The organism is Lactococcus sp. KTH0-1S, from assembly GCF_052544945.1.
On sequence record NZ_CP195165.1, the window covers coordinates 2047695 to 2067338 of the forward strand.

Below are 19644 nucleotides of genomic sequence, written 5' to 3' on the forward strand. Positions count from 1 at the left end.
TCTTGAGCTATTTTTTTCCTTTTTTAGGCACTTTGTAACGACTGCGTGGATAAGTGAAATCACCAATGACTTCATGAACATTTATAATTGATGTAAAAGCATTCGGGTCAAGAATGGACAAAATTTGTTTTACTTCTTGAATTTCTCCAGGGTTTAAAACAACATATAGAATTTCTTTAGAATTTCCTGAATAAGCTCCTTCTCCATGTAAATAAGTCGCGCTACGACCGATTTCTTCAATAATTGCTTTAGCAATTTCAGCATGATTATTCGTGATAATAAGCATTCCTCGAACCGTATAACCACCAGATTGAACCACATTAATTACTTGTGCTGCCACAAAACTTGCAATCAAAGTGTACATCATATGGCGTAAATCAATATAGCTTAATGAAAGCAACATCACACAAGCATCAAAGATAAAGAAAGTTCGTCCAACAGCAACCCCAGCCTTAATCTGCAAAAGCTTAGCAATAATATCGGCCCCACCAGTCGTTCCACCAAAACGGAAAACTAAACCAATTCCTGTTCCGGCAAATACACCAGCGAGCAAAGCAGCGATTAAATAATCATGTCCGACATTAATTGCAACTGGAATCCGTTGGAAAATCCACATCCAGATTGAAAGACTCACGATTCCCCAAATTGTATAAACAAAGGTTCGGCGCCCAAGAAAGCGATAGCCAAGAATTAAAAGTGGAATATTTAAGATAAGCTGGGTATAAGAAGGGTCAATATGCAATAGAGCATAACCAATCAATGAAAGCCCAGCAACCCCACCTTCAGCCAAGTGGTTCCCCATGTTAAACTCAACAAAACCAAAGGCATAAATTGCTGTACCAATTGTAACAGCAAGAAGTTGCAAAAAATGCACCTTAGATAATTTTTTCATAATATTCCTCAAAAATTTCGATGAAATATCCTTGCCGAGGGCAAGGACGTTTAAATCTATTGTAGTTTAAATTTAGAATTTAGTCAACTTTTGAAAACTTCTCCCTTTTTAACTTAAGTATCTTAAAAAAATAGCTCAATGAGCTATTTTATTTTTTTAAATCTTTAAATCTACCTCGTTTAGGAGCGAAATCTCCCACAACTTCATGAACATTGATGACTGAAGCGAAGGCATTTGGGTCAATGACTGATAGAATTTGTTTTACTTCTTGTATTTCACTTGGATTAAGAACAACGTATAAAACTTCTTTTTCAGTTCCAGAATAAGCTCCTTCACCGTGTAAATATGTTGCGCTTCGACCAATTTCTTCAATAATTGTTTTAGCAACTTCTACATGATGATTTGTGATAATAAGCATTCCTCGAACTGTATATCCGCCATTTTGAATCAAATTAATCATTTGCATTGAAATAAAGCTGGCAATCAAAGTATACATCATATGTTTAAGGTCAACATAACTTAAAGATAGAGCCAAGATACAAGAGTCAAAGATAAAGAGCATTCGACCAACAGGAATTCCTTTTTTTATTTGAAATAACTTAGCAAGAATATCTGTTCCACCTGTTGTTCCACCAAAGCGAAAGACTAATCCAATTCCTGAACCTGAAAAAACCCCGGCGAGTAAAGCGGCTATTAAAGTATCATTTCCAATATTAATTGTAAAACTGACCCTTTGGAAAATCCAGATCCAAACAGCTAAACTCACAATTCCCCAAATTGTATAAATAAAGGTTCTTCTTCCTAAAAAACGATAACCTATCATCAGAAGAGGAATGTTGATTAAAAGTTGAACATAAGAAGGGTCAATATGCCATAAAGCATAAGAAATCAAAGAAAGTCCGGCGACCCCTCCTTGAGCTAAGTGATTCGCCATATTAAAGGCGACAAAGCCAAAAGCATAAATTCCAGTACCAATTACGATGGCAAGCAAGTACAAAAAATGTACTCGTGCAAATCTTTTCATTTTATTTCCTCCTTTATTTTTTCAGATAATAAGGGGAGAAAGTCCTCCTTTTGGCTTTCTCCCTTTTATCTTTCTTTTTTCAATGTAAAACCTAAGCAGTTAATCTTCTACTTCTGCAAATTTTCCAAGCACTCGAACATTCTCCGATATTGATACAAAAGCATGTTCGTCATATTTTTGAATAATATCCTTGAATTCCTGATATTCATACATTGTAATGACAGTCATGAGGACGGTCTGACTGGTATGTGTGTAGCCACCTTCCGCGTCATGTAAAATGGTTACTCCATGTTTAAAACGATTCACTAATTTCTTTGTCAGTAATTCTGGATTTTTAGTTACAATCATTACTTGAAGACGTTTTTGTCTTGTAAAGATTGCATCTTGTACACGAGAATTAACGAAAATAGCAATTAAACTATAGAGCATGTATTCCCAGCCAAAAAGAACTCCGGCTGTAAAAATAATCACACCATTGACCAGAAAGGCCAAAGTTCCAACACTTCTTCCTGTTTTCTTACGCATATAGAGGCTGACGATATCAGTCCCTCCAGAAGAAATCCCAGATTTCATTGCATTCCCAACACCAAATCCCATAATTGCCCCACCAAAGACAGCATTAATAACTGGCTCATGAGTTAAGGGCGTCACTGGAATAAAATGGATGAAAACTGAACTCATAACAACTGTAATCACTGTATAAACGGTGAACTGTTTGCCTATTCCTCGCCAAGCAAGAATGAAAAGTGGCGCATTTACTAATATCAAAGAAGCAGAAATAGGTAAGATATTATGACCACTTATTCTGGCTACTAATTCAGTAACAACCTGAGCTGCACCCGTCGCACCAGAAGCATACACATGTCCTGGCTGATAGAAAAAGTTCAATGCGAATGATGAGAAGACAGCATAAACAACTGCTGCCGAAAATTTATTTGCCATTTTTTCAGCGCCAATAGATTTTAAAACTTGATAAAGTCCAATTCTATTTAGAAGGCCGCCGAGAATTTTATTGATCTTTGTTTGCAAGTTTAATACTCAATTCTTCCAGTTGTTTTTCAGCAACTATGGATGGAGCCTGTGTCATTGGGTCAGAGGCTTTGTTATTTTTAGGGAAAGCAATTACTTCACGGATATTGTCTTTTCCAGCAAGCAACATTACGAAACGGTCAAGACCGAGTGCCAAACCGCCATGTGGTGGAAAACCATAATCAAGTGCTTCAAGCAAGAAACCAAATTGTTCGTTTGCATCTTCTAATTTAAAGCCAAGAGCGCTCAACATTTCTTCTTGAAGTTGACGGGTATTAATTCTTAATGACCCTCCACCAAGTTCATAACCATTTAAAACAATATCATAAGCATATGCACGAACTTTTTTCAAATCAGAATCTTTGCTATGTCCGTCAGCAGATAGAAAGGCTTGCGTTTCTTTCGTTGGTAAAGTAAACGGATGATGAGCAGACATATAACGTTCTTCTTCATCTGACCACTCAAACATAGGCCAATCAATAACCCAAAGGAAATTGAACTGACGGAAATCAATCAATCCTTGTTGTTTACCAATTGTTAAACGAAGCGCACCAAGAGCTGAATTTGCTACATCAAGACTGTCAGCAACGAAGAGTACCAAATCATTGTCAGTCAATTTCAATTCATTCACAAAGCTGTCAGTAGATTCTGCTAAGAATTTAGAAACGCCACCAGCAAATTCACCTTTTTCAAATTTAACCCAAGCAAGGCCTTTGGCCCCATTTTGTTTGGCTTGTTCTGTCAATTTATCAATTGACTTACGAGAATATTTGTCAGCAGCATCTTTGACAACAATCGCTTTAACAACTTCTGCTTCTTGGAAAACTTTGAAATCAATTGTTTTAGCAAGTGCTGACAAGTCTGTCAGTAACAATTCAAAACGAGTATCAGGTTTGTCAGAACCATAAAAGTTCATGGCATCATCATATTTCATACGTGGGAAAGGTAAAGTGACATCAATTCCTTTCACATCTTTCATGACTTTAGCAATTAGCTCTTCTGTCAAATCTTGAATTTCTTCTTCTGACAAAAATGATGTTTCTAAATCGACTTGTGTGAATTCTGGCTGACGGTCACCACGTAAATCTTCATCACGGAAACATTTAACAATTTGATAATAACGATCAAGTCCAGCAGTCATTAAAAGCTGTTTCATTAATTGTGGTGATTGTGGAAGAGCATAAAATTCACCTTTATTAACTCGCGAAGGAACAAGATAATCACGCGCTCCTTCTGGTGTTGATTTATTTAAAAATGGTGTTTCAACATCAATGAATCCTGCTCCGTCCAAATATTCACGAATTGAACGAGTCGTCGCATGACGCATTGTGATATTTTTAAGCATTTCTGGACGACGTAAATCAAGGTAACGATATTTCAAACGAGTATCATCAAGAACTTCAACATCATCTTTAATTTCAAAAGGTGTTGTTTTAGAAGTAGACAAAATTTCAATGGCAGTCGCTTCAATTTCAATGCCACCAGTTTTAATTTTATCATTCTTGCTTGCGCGCTCAACAACTTTACCTGTCACTTCAAGAACAAATTCATTGCGTGCTTTATCAGCTGCTTCTGCCACATCAGCCGCTGCTGTTTCAGGATTGACCACAATTTGGACAATCCCTTCTCGGTCACGTAAATCAATGAAAATTAATCCACCAAGATTACGGCGTTTGGCTACCCAGCCTTTAACCGTAACCGTTTGATTTAAGTATTCTTCTGTAATATTTCCCGCGTAATTTGTACGTTTCATATAAATGTAAATTTTACTCTTCTAGTACACAAAGTAAAATTTTACTCCTCTTTCTTTTTATTATCTATAGTTTTGTTTTTCAGGTATGACCCCACGAACACCACCGGTTGGATTCTTTACATCTCCCTGATGCCGCGGTATTAGATGAACATGACAATGGAAAACGGTTTGTCCAGCTGCTTTACCAACATTAATGCCAATATTGTAGGCCTTGGCATGAAATTTCTCAGTTAAATTATCTTTTGATAAGTCTAAAAGTTCTTCAATTGCTTTTCTTTCAGCTTTGGTCATCTCAAAATATGAAGACGCATGTCTTTTAGGCGTAATCAACATATGACCTTCACTGACTGGATAGGCATCATAAAATGCCTGTGCCAATTCATTTTCAAAGATTGTATCTTTCATCTGACAAAATGGACAATCCGTCATCAATTCACCCCTACTTTAAGTCACTTAAAGTTCTTCATCCGCATAAATCTCTTCAAAAATCGGTGCAAATGATTCATGAACAGCTTTAAGTGTTGTTTCTACTTGTTTACGTGTTTGATTATGTTTCACTTTGATTTGACCTGTGCGAATCTCATCTTCTCCAAGTGTAATAATCAACTCAGCACCCAATTTTTCAGCCGTTTTAAATTGTGCTCCAAGTTTTCGATTTGAGAAATCACGTTCGACTTTAAAGGCCTGTTCACGTAGGCTTTCAGCTAATTTTGTTGCTTCAAGATTTGCTTTTTCGCCCATTACAGCAATATAAACATCCAAAGTTTCTTCAGTAATGAAATTAATTTCTTGTTTTTGAGCAATCATCAAAAGTCTTTCAATTCCTAAACCAAATCCAAAGGCAGGAGTTGCTGGTCCGTCGAAATATTCAACTAACCCATCATAACGTCCACCACCACATACGGTCAAATCTTTGCCATCAAAATCAACAATAAATTCAAAAATTGTATCATTATAATAATCTAAACCACGAACCATATTTGGGTCAATAGTGTACTCAATATGTAAGGATTCAAGCAAGGCTTTCACTTCTTCAAAATAAGCCTTTGAAGCTTCATTGAGATAGTCTAAAATAGCTGGAGCGTTTTTAACAATTGCGATATCTTCTGCTTCTTTACTATCCAAAACGCGTAAAGGATTTTCGTTGAGACGACGACGGCTATCTTCTGAAAGTTGATTTTCAAAAGGAGTCAAATAATCAATCAATGCTTGACGGTAAGCCATGCGACTTTCCATATCTCCAAGTGTATTTAGAGCTAGTTTAAGACCAGTAATTCCTAACTGGCGGAAAAGTGTGTCAGCCATTGCAATAATTTCTACATCAACTGCTGGATTTTTCACTCCTAAACACTCGACACCAAATTGATGAAATTGACGTAAACGTCCTGATTGTGGACGTTCATAACGAAACATTGGTGCGTCATACCATAGCTTCACTGGTTTTACTACTTCAGGGGCATAGAGTTTATTCTCAATATAAGCCCGAACAGCTGAGGCAGTTCCTTCTGGACGAAGCGCAATATGACGTCCTCCTTTATCCTCAAAATCGTACATTTCTTTGGTAACAATATCACTTGTTTCACCTGTTGCACGACTAAAAAGTTCATAGCTTTCAAACATTGGTGTCCGAATTTCTTTGAAATTATAATCATTGAAAACGCCACGAGCAATTTCTTCGATGTACTGCCATTTTGCAGTTTCAGCAGGCAGTAAATCTGCTGTTCCTTTTGGTTTTTGAAGTTTCATTTTTTTCCTTTCGGTTAACTGGGAGTAAAAATCTTTATGATTATTCATTGGGTTTGAGCATTCATTCCAAAGATACCGTTTACATAAGAAAGCACCCTAAAGCTTCTCGCTCTAGGGTGCATCATTGCACGGTACCACCTAAATTTGCTCCTAGAAAATCAGAGCCTCAGATTGATTATAACGTTATCACCGATAAACACTGTCACAAACCCTATGAGCTTTCACCAACACTCACTCTCTTTTCTATTATTGTAACGCAAAAAGTGAGCCAAAGCAAGCAACTTTTGTAGGATTTAGAAAATATTTTAACTTCTATGTTTCTTCTAAATTAAGAACATGCCGATTATAATATTTTTGAGCAAAATCACAACTAATAGGAACTTCTAAAAAGTCAAATAAGGCAATCACTCTAAGCATTTCTTTTTGACCTTCTATTTTTCCATTCCTATAATCTAAATAAGCCCAAGCAAAGCGATAAAGTCCTTGGACATGTGTATCAAGTGCTTCTGCATAGTGATGAACCATTGATAATAAGTCACTTGCTTTTTGGTTTTCCCCTCTACTTATGAGTGTCATAGCACATCGCCCGGCAGTCTGTACAATACGACGTCGATAAATTAATTTTCCTTTATATTCTTTCTCGTGTAAATTAATATCTGATATTATTGCATAAACTAAAGAGTAAGGGAGTTGCCAAGCATTTAAAGCCAAAATTCCTAAACTATATTCAAGCCAAAGCTCGATTCCAAATCAAAAATCACCAATTTCTGTTACTTCTTCATCATTTAATATTTGATGACAAGCTTTAGCAGTTAATTCTAAGACACGGTAATCAGTGTATTGTCTGGTCAATCTTTCTTGCGAATGCAATTCAAGCCACTCATTGTTATAGTTCAAAGTTTCAAAATTTTCTTCAAGGATCTTAACTTTTATTTCTTGATTATTCGCATATTTGTGTGCTTCATATTGTAAGAATGAACTTTAGTCCTTTTTTCATAATTTTCTCCTCACTTTTTCTAATTGGATTATCCAATAAATATTAGTTTAGGTTACACAAATAATCATTTTGGTTGTTTATTTAAAATTGAAAACTATTTGTCTCTACTATTGCAGGAGTTTACTTGTTGCTAAATTTACAATCGAGTTTTATCTTTTTTATTTTCAAAATCATTATAACAGCTGATTTTTCGACTTCTTTTATTCGTGCCATTTCTGGCACTCCAAATAAAAAAATCCAAGTATTTCTACTTGAATTTTTTTATTTTCTATTTGGAAATGATTAATCAGCATTTCTAAAAACTTGCATATTTTTAGCAAAATAGTCATAGCCACTATAAATGGTAAAGAAGACACAGACATAAAAGAGGATTGTTCCTATATACAAGGGATTTCCAATGAAAAGGAAAATAACGCTCAACATTTGTGTGGCAGTTTTGATTTTACCAGGCATTGCAGCCGCCATAACAACTCCACCTTGTTCAACGAGTAAGAGGCGCAATCCTGTAACCGCAAGCTCACGGCAAATGATAATGGCAACAGCCCACATTGGAACAACATGAAGTCCAACAAGAACAACAAAGGCAACCATATTGAGCATTTTATCGGCCAATGGGTCAGCAAATTTACCAAAATTGCTGACAACATGCCATTTACGGGCGAGGTATCCATCAAGCCAGTCAGTAAATGAGGCTACGGCAAATACAATTGCTGCGATAACCCACATCACTGAACTATGGTCTTGTGAAACAAAACCGTTAAAATGTGCACCTTCTGGTAAATAAAATAAAATCACAAAGATTGGAATCATAAAAATCCTTGCCATTGTCAATTGATTGGGTATTTTCTCTTTCATAGTTCTCCTTTTGCAGCTTAAAATAAGCCTCAGCTTTTATTTATTGAGCAGCTGAATTGCTTGTCGTTCGATTAATTTGTAAAGTAATTTTATTTGGTCCAGTTGTGGTTAGTGATGATAAATCAAGAGCTTTCCCATTAACCGTAATGGTAAGCCCTTCAACACTTCCAAGTGTAATTACTGAATTTTCTGCGCCTGTTGTCACTAAAGCAGACAGACTATTGGCTCCATCAGATAATGTTTGACCAGTTGCTGGAACATTGGAATTCGTCATGCCAACCCAAATTGTTCGTCCTGCTGCAACTGAAAAATCAACTTTTATCGGGTCAGAAATATTAGAAATTGTGGCAATCATTGCCGAACTTGAGCCTGAGATAGCAATTGTTGGTTCAGGTGCACTACTACTTGCTTGTGTACTACTTCCTGATGGTTTTGTAGAGCTTGTAGAAGACTTAGAAGTACTAACTTCACTCTTTGAATAAGAATAATCATTGGTTATTAAATCTGGTGTTTCTGGTTTATTCATAATTACCGCTGCAAAAACACCTACTACAATTAATAATGCCGCTGCTGATAAAGAAATAATTGGTACATAATGACGCCATGTTTTTGGCACTTCTTCCTCAGGTTCTACTCGCTCACTCGGTTTCACAAAATGATAATTTTCTAGGATGTCCTCTTTATCCTCAACTGTGATTCCTTTGCCTTCATCATAGGCTTGAATAATTCTATCTGCATTCAACCCCAATTTTTCTGCATATTGTTTGAGGTAAGCTTTAATGTAAAAGTCACCCGGTAGGGCTTTATAGTCATCTGTCTCCAGTGCTACGATATATAATTTTTGTACTTGAGTTAATTGTTCTGCTTCAGAAAGATCAAGTCCAAGCGATGTCCGCTTTTCTTTTAAGACTTGTCCGATTGTTTTGATTGTCAACATATCCTCCCTTCATTTTTGTACTGCACATCGATTGTTAATTATCACTGTTCTTTGTTTATTTTGGAGATTTTTACTATCTCGCCTTAGAGATTGCGCTGACAAAGTTTCACTGAAACTTTGAGCGACTTTTATTTTACTGACAGAAAGATTTTAATAGGCTTGAATTTCTGTCAAAGGATAGCCGTTGGGACTTTAGTCCCTTACGGATATGCTTAAATTTCTATCAGTAGATTTTTAGCTTTTCTGTCTTACTGACAGAGGGATTTATTTAGGTAAAATTGTAAATTCTACTTTTTTCATCTCAGAAATAAATTGGTCAGCAAATTTTTCAATTTCTGACAGACTTAATTCTTTCAAAATTTCAGGGAAATCAAAGAAAGTTAAGTCACCATAAATTTCTGATGAAAATTGATTCGCAATATATTCAAGCGAATTTAATGAACTAAAATAATCTCCCAACATTTCTCTTTTGAGTAAGTCGAGATGTTCCTCACTAAAATCTCTATCTATTTTATAACTTTTTATGGCTTCTTGCAAAGTTTGACCTAAAATTTGCGGATTTTCTGTGTCAGCAGTCAATACTGCAAAATGAAATCTCTTGTCCAAATCAAAGGAGAAGCCAAAGGAATCGTCGATTAGGCCTGAATTATAAAGCTCTTCATAGCGCTGACTGGTTCTACCAAAAAGCAAATCAAGAAAAAGTTGATTGGCTAATTTATATTTAAATAGGGTCTTTGAGTCACTTGAAAGTTGGTCTTCACCGCGCAGACCCAAAGCAAATTTTGGCATGGCGACTTCAAGTTCCAAACTCTCTCCCGAAATTGGCTCGCTCGCTTTAATTTCTTTTCTTTGAATTTCTGCTAAATCAGCAAAGTCTTTTTTAGCTTGATTACTTCTTACAAAGTCTGACATCATCTCAATATCAAAAGGACCTGTTAAGAACAAATTCATATTTTTAGGATGATAAAAAACTTCATAATTTTTATACAAATCATCTGCCGTAATGGCATTAATTGTTGCCGGTGTCCCAGCAATATCAGCTGCTAAAGGAGAATCAGGATACATTTTTTCCAAAAGCCCTGCAAAAAGACGCCAATCGCTGTCATCTTGATACATTTGGATTTCTTGTTGAATAATTCCTTGTTCCTTTTCAACATTTTCTTTTGTAAAATAAGGTTTTTGGACAAAATCAAGTAAAAGTTCTGTACATTCATAAGAATTTTCACGAGTAGAAAAAAGGTATGAAGTCCTTGAAAAACTTGTAAAAGCATTAGTTTGAGCTCCCAAAGCTCCAAACTTATACATGACATCACCCTCTTCTTTTTCAAAAAGTTTATGCTCTAAGAAATGGGCGATTCCTTCTGGAAAAGTCTGAAATTCACTTTCTCCCAATGGGACAAAACTTGTATCAAGTGAACCAAAATTTGTAGTGAACAAGCCGTAAGTTCGATTGTAATCTGCTTTTGGAAGATAATAAACTGTCAAGCCATTAGGCAAAATATCTGTAAATAATCTCTCACCTATTTTCTCATAAAACTTACTTTTCAAGGCTGACCTCCATTTTTTCCTGATTCACAGTAAATCCTTTCATAAAGTATTCTGCCTGCAGATTTAATGATTTTGCAACGTTAATCAAATCGGCTTTTGAAACAGATTCGAGGGCCTTTAAAAATTCAGACATGGGTAAAAATTTATATGGAATAAGTGCTTTTACATACTCTAGCTCAATCGTGTTTGACGGCGAATCCTGCCCCACAAAATAAGCATTTCGTAACATTGTTTTGGTTTGCTCAACTTCTAATTCTGTAAAATCTCCTGATTTTATGGCTTCTAATTGTTCAAAGATTAAACTTTTGGCTTCTTCATAATTTTCAACGTCAATTCCAGCTGCAATTTTTAGAAAACCTGTGAAAGAATCAAAAGTTGAAGAAATTGAATAGGCTAAACTTGCTTTTTCCCGAACATTGGTAAAAAGTTTTGAATGAGCAAACCCTCCCAAAAGTCCATTCATCACTTGCAAAGCAAGGTAGTTTTTGTCTCCATAAGCAATTGGCATTTGATAAGCGAATTGCAAAATAGATTGAGCCACCTCTTTTTCATCTGTCACTACTGAGCTTTCTGTCAGTGATTGTTGATAAAAAATTTCTTTACTGACAGCTCTGTCAGTAAAATTGAAGTCAGAGAATCGTTCAATCATTCGTTTTTCATCTACATCACCTAAGACAAGGATATCAATGGCATTGTCTGTCAGCATTTTTTGATAATATTCAAAAACGGCTTTTGGATTTTCTTTGGCAATCAATTCACTCGTTCCAACACTTGGTAGTGCTTGATTTTCATCTTCAAAGAATAAATTAGCCAACTGACGACTGGCATAATAAGAACGGTCATCATTCATTGAGGCCAAATAATGCAATAAATTTCTTTGCTCTCTTTTGAAAATTTCGGGATTGAATTGACCATTAGCAGCATCGGGTTGAAAAATTGCAATTTTCAAGAAATCGACTGCTGCTCCCAAAGTATCAAAATCAACAAGTTTAGGATTTACGATACTCATATTAAGAGAAAGTAAATGTTGTTTCCCTTTTTTAGCCACTCCTGTCGTAAACGAAGCGCCATACATTTCAGATAATTTGCGACTAAAATCTTTTCCGGTTTGATAAACCGCATTAGTGCTTTCGAGCATATTAGAAATAAGGATACGTTTTCCAAGGGTGTCAGCTGACATTTCTTCACGAAAACGAACCATTAGTCTTACTGTTTTAAATTTGCTTTCTTTAATGAGATGAAGCATCACTCCATCTGCCATTTTAATTTCTGTCAATTGACTATCACTTTCCTATTTTATCAAGCTTTTTCTAGTTATTAAGGCAACCTTTATTATACCAAAAACTGAAGGAATTTTGTGAGATTTCCTAACGAAAATGACGAATAATTTTTATCTTAAAGCTTCCTTATTTTATTCAATAAATTTCTAAATTTCCAATGAACTAAATTTCAGATTTATGTTAAAATAAAACTATGAAAAAATACATTTTATTTGAAGAATATATCACACTCGGACAAGTTTTGAAAGAACTTGGATTAATTTCAACAGGAGGTCAAGCAAAAATTTTCCTTGCTGAAAACGAAGGAAATATTTTCTATAATGGCGAAGCTGAAAATCGTCGTGGCAAAAAACTCCGTGACGGAGATTTATTAGAATTTCCAACTTTTGATTTAAAAGTTACTTTTGAGCAAGCTGACGCCGATGCGATTAAAGAACACGAAGCTGAAAAAGCTGAAGAAGCGCGTGTTAAAGCTATTGTGAAAAAAATGAACGCGGAAAACAAGACGACAAAACCAGCTAAAAAAGCTCCGCCACGTTTTCCTGGTAGAAAATAATGAAACTCAAAGCAATTGAACTCAAAAATTTTCGTAATTATGAGGAATTAAAACTTGATTTTCATCCTAATCTCAATATTTTTTTAGGACAAAACGCTCAAGGGAAAACAAATATTCTTGAGGCGGTTCATTTTTTAGCACTCACTCGTAGTCACAGAACAAGTCACGATAAAGAGCTCATTTCTTGGTCGCAACAAGAAATGAAAGTCTCAGGAGTCGTTGAAAAAGCTCATGCAACTGTTCCACTTGAAGTTCAATTAAGTCCCAAAGGGAGAATTGCTAAAGCCAATCATCTCAAAGAAAATCGCTTAGCCGACTACATTGGTCAACTAAAAATCTTGATGTTTGCACCTGAAAATTTGGAATTGGTCAAAGGTTCTCCTGCTACCCGCAGAAAATTTATGGATATTGAACTGGGACAAATCCATGCGGTTTACCTTTATGATTCCATGCGATATAATCGTGCGTTAAAAGAACGGAATGCTTATTTAAAATTTGATAAAGACAAAATTGATAAAAATTTTTTAAGTGTTCTTGACGGACAATTAGCTGAACATGGTAATAAAATCATGCTTGAGCGGCAAAATTTTATTGACAAACTTGAAGTTCATGCAAAAAAGATCCATGAGCAACTTACTCATGGTAAAGAAAATTTAAAAATCATTTATAATCAAAATGTGAAAACTGACTTTTCAAAAGAATTATTGAGCCGACAAGACCATGATATTTTTAGGCATCAAACATCGGTTGGCCCTCATCGTGACGATTTACAATTTTTTATCAATGAGATTAATGTTGCTGATTTTGGTAGTCAAGGACAACAACGAACCGTTGCTCTCTCAATTAAATTAGCAGAAATTGATTTAATTTTTGAAGAGACTGGTGAGTATCCGATTTTACTTTTAGATGATGTCATGAGTGAATTAGACAATCATCGTCAACTTGATTTGATTGAAACAAGTTTGGGTAAAACACAAACGTTTATAACTACAACTACTCTTGATCATCTCAAAAATTTGCCTGAGAATCTGAGTATTTTCCATGTTAATGCTGGAACCATTGAACAGGAGCAATAAAAAGTTACTGACAGAAATCTTAGTATTTTTGTCAGTAACTTTTTTACTTTCCGTCAGTAAAAATTTCCTTAGCAACAAAGATAGCATTTAAAACTCTTGGAAAACCGACATAAGGAACACAGTGAATAAAAGTTTCAATAATTTCTTCTTGCGTTAGTCCAACATTTAACGAAGCTTGAATATGCACGCGCAATTGATTTTCACAGCCTCCTTGAGTCAACAAACTGGTGATAGTAATCATTTCACGCTGTTTAAAATTGAGAACTCCTCGCTCATAAATCGTTCCAAAAGCGAATTCTAGCATCATATCATTCAAGTCTGGTGCAAGATCTTTGAGTGAATCAAAAACAACCTCAGCAGCTGCTCCGTCAATTTTCGCTAAATTTTTTAAACCAATTTCTTTTTTATTCATTTTATTTACCAGCTTTCTATGATAAAATCATTATAAACCCTCAAGTTAACTTGAGGGCAAGCAAAAAAGAGAAAAAATGACTAAAACTTATAAAATTTCAGAAATAGCTTTACTGACAGAACTTCCAATCGCTACTCTTCGTTATTATGAAGAACTTAATTTGATAAAGCCTGCTCGAAACTCTAGTAATTATCGAGAGTTTACAGAAGCTGACCTTGAATGGATTTACTTTATCAAAAGAGCTAAAGCAACAGGAATGCCTCTTGCAAAAATCCAAGATTATTCTCGCTTAAGAGAACAAGGCGATTCAACAATTATTCAACGTATTTCACTTTTAGTTGAACAAGAGCGAATTTTACGCCAACAAATTACTGATTTGGAAGGTCACTTAGATTTTATTTTACAAAAAAAACATCATTACTATGAAAGTCTTCAAAAAAACTCGGAATCTTAATTCCGAGTTTTTTTATGGTGTATTATAAATAAAGTTTTTGATATATTTAATAGCTATTTCGTTTTCGGTTGCATGTGCATGACTAGTTTTTGTCGGATATAAGGTTGCAGTTATTTCATTCCCATTATTTTTAAAAAGATGATAGACTGAAAAACTGTCTGCCCAGGGAATTGCACTATCTGTTTGATTTTTAGTATCAAAATCTCCTTCAAGAAACATCATTTCGGTTTTTGAAGACACTTTATCATAATTATCTTCAATATATTGATACATTTCGGTTTTAACCCAAGGACCATTTTCTAAAACATTAGGCAGAGTCTCACCATATTGTAATTTGGTTCCTTCGTTATATTCGCCATCTAAAGATACAAATTTATTTACTGGTGGAAAATTTGGGTTATCAACAGTATCAATCATATAGTAAATAGCTCCAGTCCCACCAGAAGAATAGCCTACCATATTAATCCAAGGAATATCATAGCGCTCACTTAAATAAGTCATCATTTTTTGTAAACCTTTGGAGTAGAGCTGACCTGAGCCCGTTCCTTTACCAGTTCCAAACTCGATTAATGGATACTGATTATCCTTGGAAATTTCTCCACTAATTGTTAAATCATAATTCTTAGTTATATTTGAGATAATTCCTAAAGATTTATTGGCAGGAAAGTTTTTTATAGGTAAAAGTTTTTTTACTATTGTGTCTGGAGGGGCAAGTCCCCCTGATGAGCCTGTGATATATATCGTTGGATAAATCATAGGCTTTCCTGAAGACGATTTTTTACTAATTGTTGCTAAACTTGTTTTTGTATTTTTACTTTTACTATCAGTAGTTGTTCCATTAATATGTAATATGAAAATGCCTATTCCTAACAGGAAGATTATACCTACTAAAGTAAAGATAACGATTTTAAATTTATTTTTATTTTTTCTGGCCTGTCTTTTTTTCATCCACTTCATTATATCAAATTTTTTTATTAATAATTACTTTGAATTGCTTTACATTTTCACGACAAAATTATAAAAAAAGCACAGATAACTGAGCTTTTTATAATTTATCAATAACCTTTCGGATGACTTTGGTGCCATTTCCAAGCGTTCGTAATAATGTGCTCTAAATCATTTTGTGCTTTCCAACCCAAAATTTCACCAGCTTTTGTTGAATCTGCTACGAGTTCATCTGGGTCTCCCGCACGACGTTCACCCATTTGGCTTGGAATTTCTTTACCTGTTACTTTTCGTGCGGTTTCAAGCACTTCAAGATTTGAATAACCCTTACTTGAACCGAGATTAAATTGGTCAGACTGACCGCCCGCTTTAAGATATTCTAGTGCTTTGATGTGTGCTTCAATCAAATCTTCCATATCAATATAATCACGAATACAAGTTCCATCAGGCGTGTGATAGTCATCACCATAAATAGTAATGAACTCTCTTTGACCAAGTGCAGTTTGCAAAATAATTGGAATCAAATGTGTTTCATTTTTATGAGCTTCACCAATTGAACCATCATCTTTAGCCCCAGCAACATTGAAATAACGCAAAGCAACATAAGTCATATCAGTTGCTTGCGATTGCCATTTCATCATTTTTTCCATGATTAATTTGCTTTCACCATAAGGGTTAATTGGTTTTTGAGGTGTTTTTTCTGAAATTGGACTTTTTTCTGGAATTCCAAATGTAGCTGCTGTACTTGAGAAAACAATATGTTTTACTCCGAATTCTTCCATCGTTTCTAGAATTACTTGAGCACCACCGACATTATTATTAAAATACATTAAAGGTTTTTGCATTGACTCACCCACTAAAGAGTAAGCACAAAAATGCATGATTCCTTCAATATTTTCTTTTTCAAAAACACTAGCTAAGAAAGCATGATCACGCACATCTCCCTCGTAAAAGCGTACATTTGCTGGAACAGATTCACGGTGGCCTGTCACTAAATTATCCACCACTGCCACATCGTAACCACGTTTAAGAAGCATATCTACCGCATGGCTTCCCACATATCCTGCTCCACCAAGAACTAAAACCGTCATAAGAACCTCCATTTTCTATATATTATATCAAATTCTTGAAAATTTGTATCATCACGTTAATTTAAAACTAATTTCATAATGATAATTCCCCTTTGTCAATAAATATTCCTGAGCGACACTTGGACTCCATGAGTCATCTCCACCTACACCCATATGGAATCCGTCAATATTTAACCATGTTCCTGCTTCCTCTTCAAGTAGATGCCAATGTCCCCTTTTAGCAAGCTGGTTTTGACTATACGGACTTAGATTAAAAGCAAAAGATTGGCCCATTGCCCGAACTTTTAAACGACCATAATTTAACTCTCTGGTTTCCATCCTCAACCCATTTTCACTAGGAAAAATATAAGGGGTTGTCATATCAGTAATCCTTAAATTCCACTGGCCAAATAAACTTGCCCCTCTTCGGTCAGGATAATTTTCATCTGGGCCAAGTCCAAAATATGTAACATTTTCTGCTTTTTCAGCTAGTTGAAGACTCAAGCCAATTCGAGCTGGTTCTGGAAATTCTATATTTCTTTTAAAATCAACTTTTAAAAGAAGTTCACCGTTTCTAAAAATATGATATTCTCGAATGGTTGAAAATGCAATTTTTCCTTTTGCTTCATAGTCTGTTTGGACAGAAATAATTACTTCATTCTCTGTTGCTTGTATTATCATATTTTTCAAAAGCGTTTTTAACTCATAAAAGCCAACAGCCTTCCAACGTTCTAACCAAGCATTAGGATCAATATGTTCAACTTCACTAACACCAATATCATTATCTAATGGAGCCCTTGTAAATTGTTCTGAGAGCTCATGCAGTAACTTTTCATTGCCTTTCTCATCAAGCCAGCGCGAGAGATTACCATTGCTTTTATTAAAAATAAATTTCTGTTTTGCGGATCGTACGGTCAGTAGCTCTTCATCCTCCAAAAGTGTAATCTCTTCACTACTATCTATTCTGTCAGTAAAATTAATTTTTTCTTGTAGAACAAATTGTTGATGAGCAACTTCAAAATCAGACTCAAGAAGATTACATTTCTCAATTGTTTTAACTTGAATGTTCAAAAATAAATCATCTGTTCCATCAATAGGCAACTTAGACAGGTCTATTCTCATAGCCCCTCCAGCAGGCATATTCAATATAAGCTCATTTTCCCATAATACTTCTAAGCCATTGGTCAGTTGGTAACATAATTTTTCATTGTCAGTACTTCGAAATAGATACTCATTTGTAACTGTAAAGGCTAAAACATGACCTAGTGGATTTTTCTCCAGTTCAAACTGATAATATTGTTGCCAATATTTTGCTTCACGAAGAGCTGGTTTTGCTTGACGATTTGGAAAAACAAGACCATTAAGGCTAAACTGACGATCATTTGGCTTATCCCCAAAGTCACCTCCATAAGCATAATTTCCATCTTTTAATAAACCTTGATCCACCCAATCCCAGATGAATCCACCTTGCAATCGGTCAATTTCTCGAAAAGCTTGCCAGTACTTCCCAAATCCTCCTAATGAATTCCCCATATCATGAGCATATTCACAAAGAATTAGTGGTCTATTCTCTCCAGCTACCCCCATCCAGGTTTTTAATGAATAAGGCGCATTAGTACTTGGACTATCTACTCTAGCATACATTGGACAAATGATATCAGTGGCATCTGTTGCTCCTCTACTTGCGTCATCTCCCCCCTCATAATGAACAGGGCGGCTAGAATCAAATGATTTACACCAATCATATAAAGCTTGATGATTACTTCCATAACCTGACTCATTACCAAGAGACCAAATAATAATTGATGGATGATTACGGTCACGCATAACCATTCGTGTAACACGTTCACTCATTAATGGTAAATAAGTCGGATCATTTGTCAAACGATTCATCGGAGTCATTCCATGCGTTTCGATATTTGCTTCATCCATAACATACAATCCATATTCATCACACAATTCATACCAGCGTGAATCATTAGGATAATGAGAGCAACGGACCGCATTAAAATTATGTTCTTTCATCAATTTGATGTCTTTAATCATCACTTCTTCAGAAACGACATAACCATGCTCAGGAGTAAATTCGTGCTTATTCACTCCACGAACAAGAAGTGACTTTCCGTTTATTTTTAGCTGTCCTTTTTCAATAGCAATTTTTCGAATACCAATTTTCTTTGTTTCTTTGTGAAATACCGCCCCACTCCGGTCCATTAAAGTTAATTCTAAACGATAAAGATAGGGAATTTCATCTGACCATAATTTTGGATTGACTACTCCGATTTCTGCATCAAAACCATGACATTCTCCAATTAATTGTTCGTCATCATAAAGCTTAAATTCTAAACAAGCATCATCCATTTTTTTAGCATATGCTTGAAGTTTTACATTTGCAAAATCTAAGTCTTCATCTAAATCTGTTTTTATAGAAAAGTCTAACAAATAATTTTCTGGAAGCCACTGTAAGTTCACCGAACGAAAAATCCCTGACATTCGCCACATATCTTGATCTTCAAAATAGGTGCCTTTTGACCAACGAAAAACTAGAACTTTTAAACAATTTTCACCTTCTTTGGCAAGATTGGTGATATCGAATTCAGCAGGCAAGCGGCTATCTTCTGAATAACCTCCGTATTCCCCATTCAACCAAAAATGAAAAGCTGATCCAACCCCTTCAAAAGTAAGGTGAACATGACCGTTCTCTAGCCATTCTTTTGTGATATCAAAATAGCGACTATAAGCTCCAACTGGGTTAGCCTCTGGCACATAAGGAGGCTGAATTGGAATAGGATAAGTCACATTTGTATAAATTGGAACATCGTTTTTATCCTTAAATTCTATCTGCCAATTACTAGGGACGACAATTTCCGCTTGACTCTCCGTCAGTTCTAACCAATTTTTAGGTACGTCTGAAATTCTAGAAAAATGATCAAAATTCCAAAGACCATTCAGTGATTGCTTTTCTAAAAAATCCATAGGTGTATGCATTGGCAACCTATTCCAATTTGAAACCCCTGGATTTTCCCAATCTTTACGTTCTAGCACATCAATCATTGTCATCATAGCCATT

19 protein-coding genes are annotated in these 19644 nt (G+C 35.2%); 3 read left to right on the forward strand and 16 right to left on the reverse strand.

Annotated features, from left to right (window positions below; all coding sequences use genetic code 11):
* Positions 1–7: 7 nt before the first annotated feature.
* The 12 genes from ACRYLU_RS10000 to yfmF form a co-directional block, all read right to left on the reverse strand.
* Positions 8–892: a YitT family protein gene (locus ACRYLU_RS10000; RefSeq protein ID WP_278228136.1), complete on the reverse strand. Its 885-nt coding sequence runs from the start codon at positions 890–892 to the stop codon at positions 8–10.
* Between the two features lie 148 nt (positions 893–1040).
* The gene (locus tag ACRYLU_RS10005; RefSeq protein ID WP_058205001.1) at positions 1041–1916 is read right to left on the reverse strand and encodes a YitT family protein; all 876 of its coding nucleotides are present in this window, start codon (positions 1914–1916) and stop codon (positions 1041–1043) included.
* A 99-nt stretch (positions 1917–2015) separates the two neighbouring features.
* The gene (locus tag ACRYLU_RS10010) at positions 2016–2945 is read right to left on the reverse strand and encodes a YitT family protein (protein WP_445080945.1); all 930 of its coding nucleotides are present in this window, start codon (positions 2943–2945) and stop codon (positions 2016–2018) included.
* Positions 2926–4698 carry an aspartate--tRNA ligase gene (gene aspS, locus ACRYLU_RS10015; RefSeq protein ID WP_038602111.1) on the reverse strand — a complete coding sequence of 591 codons (1773 nt, stop codon included), beginning with the start codon at positions 4696–4698 and terminating at the stop codon, positions 2926–2928. The genes ACRYLU_RS10010 and aspS overlap by 20 nt, the downstream gene beginning before the upstream one ends.
* 60 nt (positions 4699–4758) lie before the next feature.
* Entirely contained in the window at positions 4759–5127 is a 369-nt protein-coding gene (locus tag ACRYLU_RS10020) for an HIT family protein (RefSeq protein ID WP_104143330.1), read from the reverse strand.
* A 24-nt stretch (positions 5128–5151) separates the two neighbouring features.
* Positions 5152–6444: a histidine--tRNA ligase gene (gene hisS / locus ACRYLU_RS10025; RefSeq protein ID WP_445080946.1), complete on the reverse strand. Its 1293-nt coding sequence runs from the start codon at positions 6442–6444 to the stop codon at positions 5152–5154.
* A gap of 312 nt (positions 6445–6756) precedes the next feature.
* Positions 6757–7188 (reverse strand): Rgg family transcriptional regulator, encoded by a 432-nt coding sequence (locus ACRYLU_RS10030; protein WP_445081384.1) that lies wholly within the window; start codon positions 7186–7188, stop codon positions 6757–6759.
* 6 nt (positions 7189–7194) lie between these two features.
* A complete protein-coding gene (locus ACRYLU_RS10035; protein ID WP_445080947.1) occupies positions 7195–7341 on the reverse strand; it encodes a hypothetical protein in 147 nt (48 codons plus the stop codon).
* Between the two features lie 382 nt (positions 7342–7723).
* Entirely contained in the window at positions 7724–8296 is a 573-nt protein-coding gene (pgsA, locus tag ACRYLU_RS10040; RefSeq protein WP_004254763.1) for a CDP-diacylglycerol--glycerol-3-phosphate 3-phosphatidyltransferase, read from the reverse strand.
* A gap of 40 nt (positions 8297–8336) precedes the next feature.
* Entirely contained in the window at positions 8337–9233 is an 897-nt protein-coding gene (locus tag ACRYLU_RS10045; RefSeq protein ID WP_038602123.1) for a helix-turn-helix domain-containing protein, read from the reverse strand.
* A 264-nt stretch (positions 9234–9497) separates the two neighbouring features.
* Positions 9498–10781 carry an EF-P 5-aminopentanol modification-associated protein YfmH gene (gene yfmH, locus ACRYLU_RS10050; RefSeq protein ID WP_029344435.1) on the reverse strand — a complete coding sequence of 428 codons (1284 nt, stop codon included), beginning with the start codon at positions 10779–10781 and terminating at the stop codon, positions 9498–9500.
* Entirely contained in the window at positions 10771–12057 is a 1287-nt protein-coding gene (yfmF, locus tag ACRYLU_RS10055; RefSeq protein ID WP_445080948.1) for an EF-P 5-aminopentanol modification-associated protein YfmF, read from the reverse strand. The genes yfmH and yfmF overlap by 11 nt, the downstream gene beginning before the upstream one ends.
* A 197-nt stretch (positions 12058–12254) precedes the next feature.
* On the opposite strand from yfmF, the gene yaaA reads away from it, so the two are divergent.
* Entirely contained in the window at positions 12255–12617 is a 363-nt protein-coding gene (yaaA, locus tag ACRYLU_RS10060; RefSeq protein WP_012898492.1) for a S4 domain-containing protein YaaA, read from the forward strand.
* Positions 12617–13693 (forward strand): DNA replication/repair protein RecF, encoded by a 1077-nt coding sequence (gene recF / locus ACRYLU_RS10065; RefSeq protein WP_445080949.1) that lies wholly within the window; start codon positions 12617–12619, stop codon positions 13691–13693. Before yaaA ends, recF begins: the two co-directional genes overlap by 1 nt.
* A 43-nt stretch (positions 13694–13736) precedes the next feature.
* On the opposite strand, the gene ACRYLU_RS10070 is transcribed toward recF, so the two are convergent.
* Positions 13737–14105, reverse strand: a complete 369-nt coding sequence (locus ACRYLU_RS10070) for a carboxymuconolactone decarboxylase family protein (protein ID WP_038602126.1) — start codon at positions 14103–14105, stop codon at positions 13737–13739.
* A 76-nt stretch (positions 14106–14181) separates the two neighbouring features.
* Here ACRYLU_RS10070 and ACRYLU_RS10075 point away from each other — a divergent pair, with 76 nt between their 5' ends.
* A complete protein-coding gene (locus ACRYLU_RS10075) occupies positions 14182–14559 on the forward strand; it encodes a MerR family transcriptional regulator (protein WP_256293988.1) in 378 nt (125 codons plus the stop codon).
* 12 nt (positions 14560–14571) lie between these two features.
* Here the strand turns inward: ACRYLU_RS10075 and ACRYLU_RS10080 are convergent, their stop codons facing one another.
* The 3 genes from ACRYLU_RS10080 to ACRYLU_RS10090 form a co-directional block, all read right to left on the reverse strand.
* Positions 14572–15507, reverse strand: a complete 936-nt coding sequence (locus ACRYLU_RS10080; protein ID WP_038602135.1) for an alpha/beta hydrolase — start codon at positions 15505–15507, stop codon at positions 14572–14574.
* A 107-nt stretch (positions 15508–15614) separates the two neighbouring features.
* Entirely contained in the window at positions 15615–16595 is a 981-nt protein-coding gene (gene galE, locus ACRYLU_RS10085; protein WP_017865083.1) for a UDP-glucose 4-epimerase GalE, read from the reverse strand.
* 51 nt (positions 16596–16646) lie between these two features.
* Positions 16647–19643, reverse strand: coding sequence for a beta-galactosidase (locus ACRYLU_RS10090; RefSeq protein WP_445080950.1), 2997 nt, complete (start codon positions 19641–19643; stop codon positions 16647–16649).
* Position 19644 lies beyond the last annotated feature (1 nt).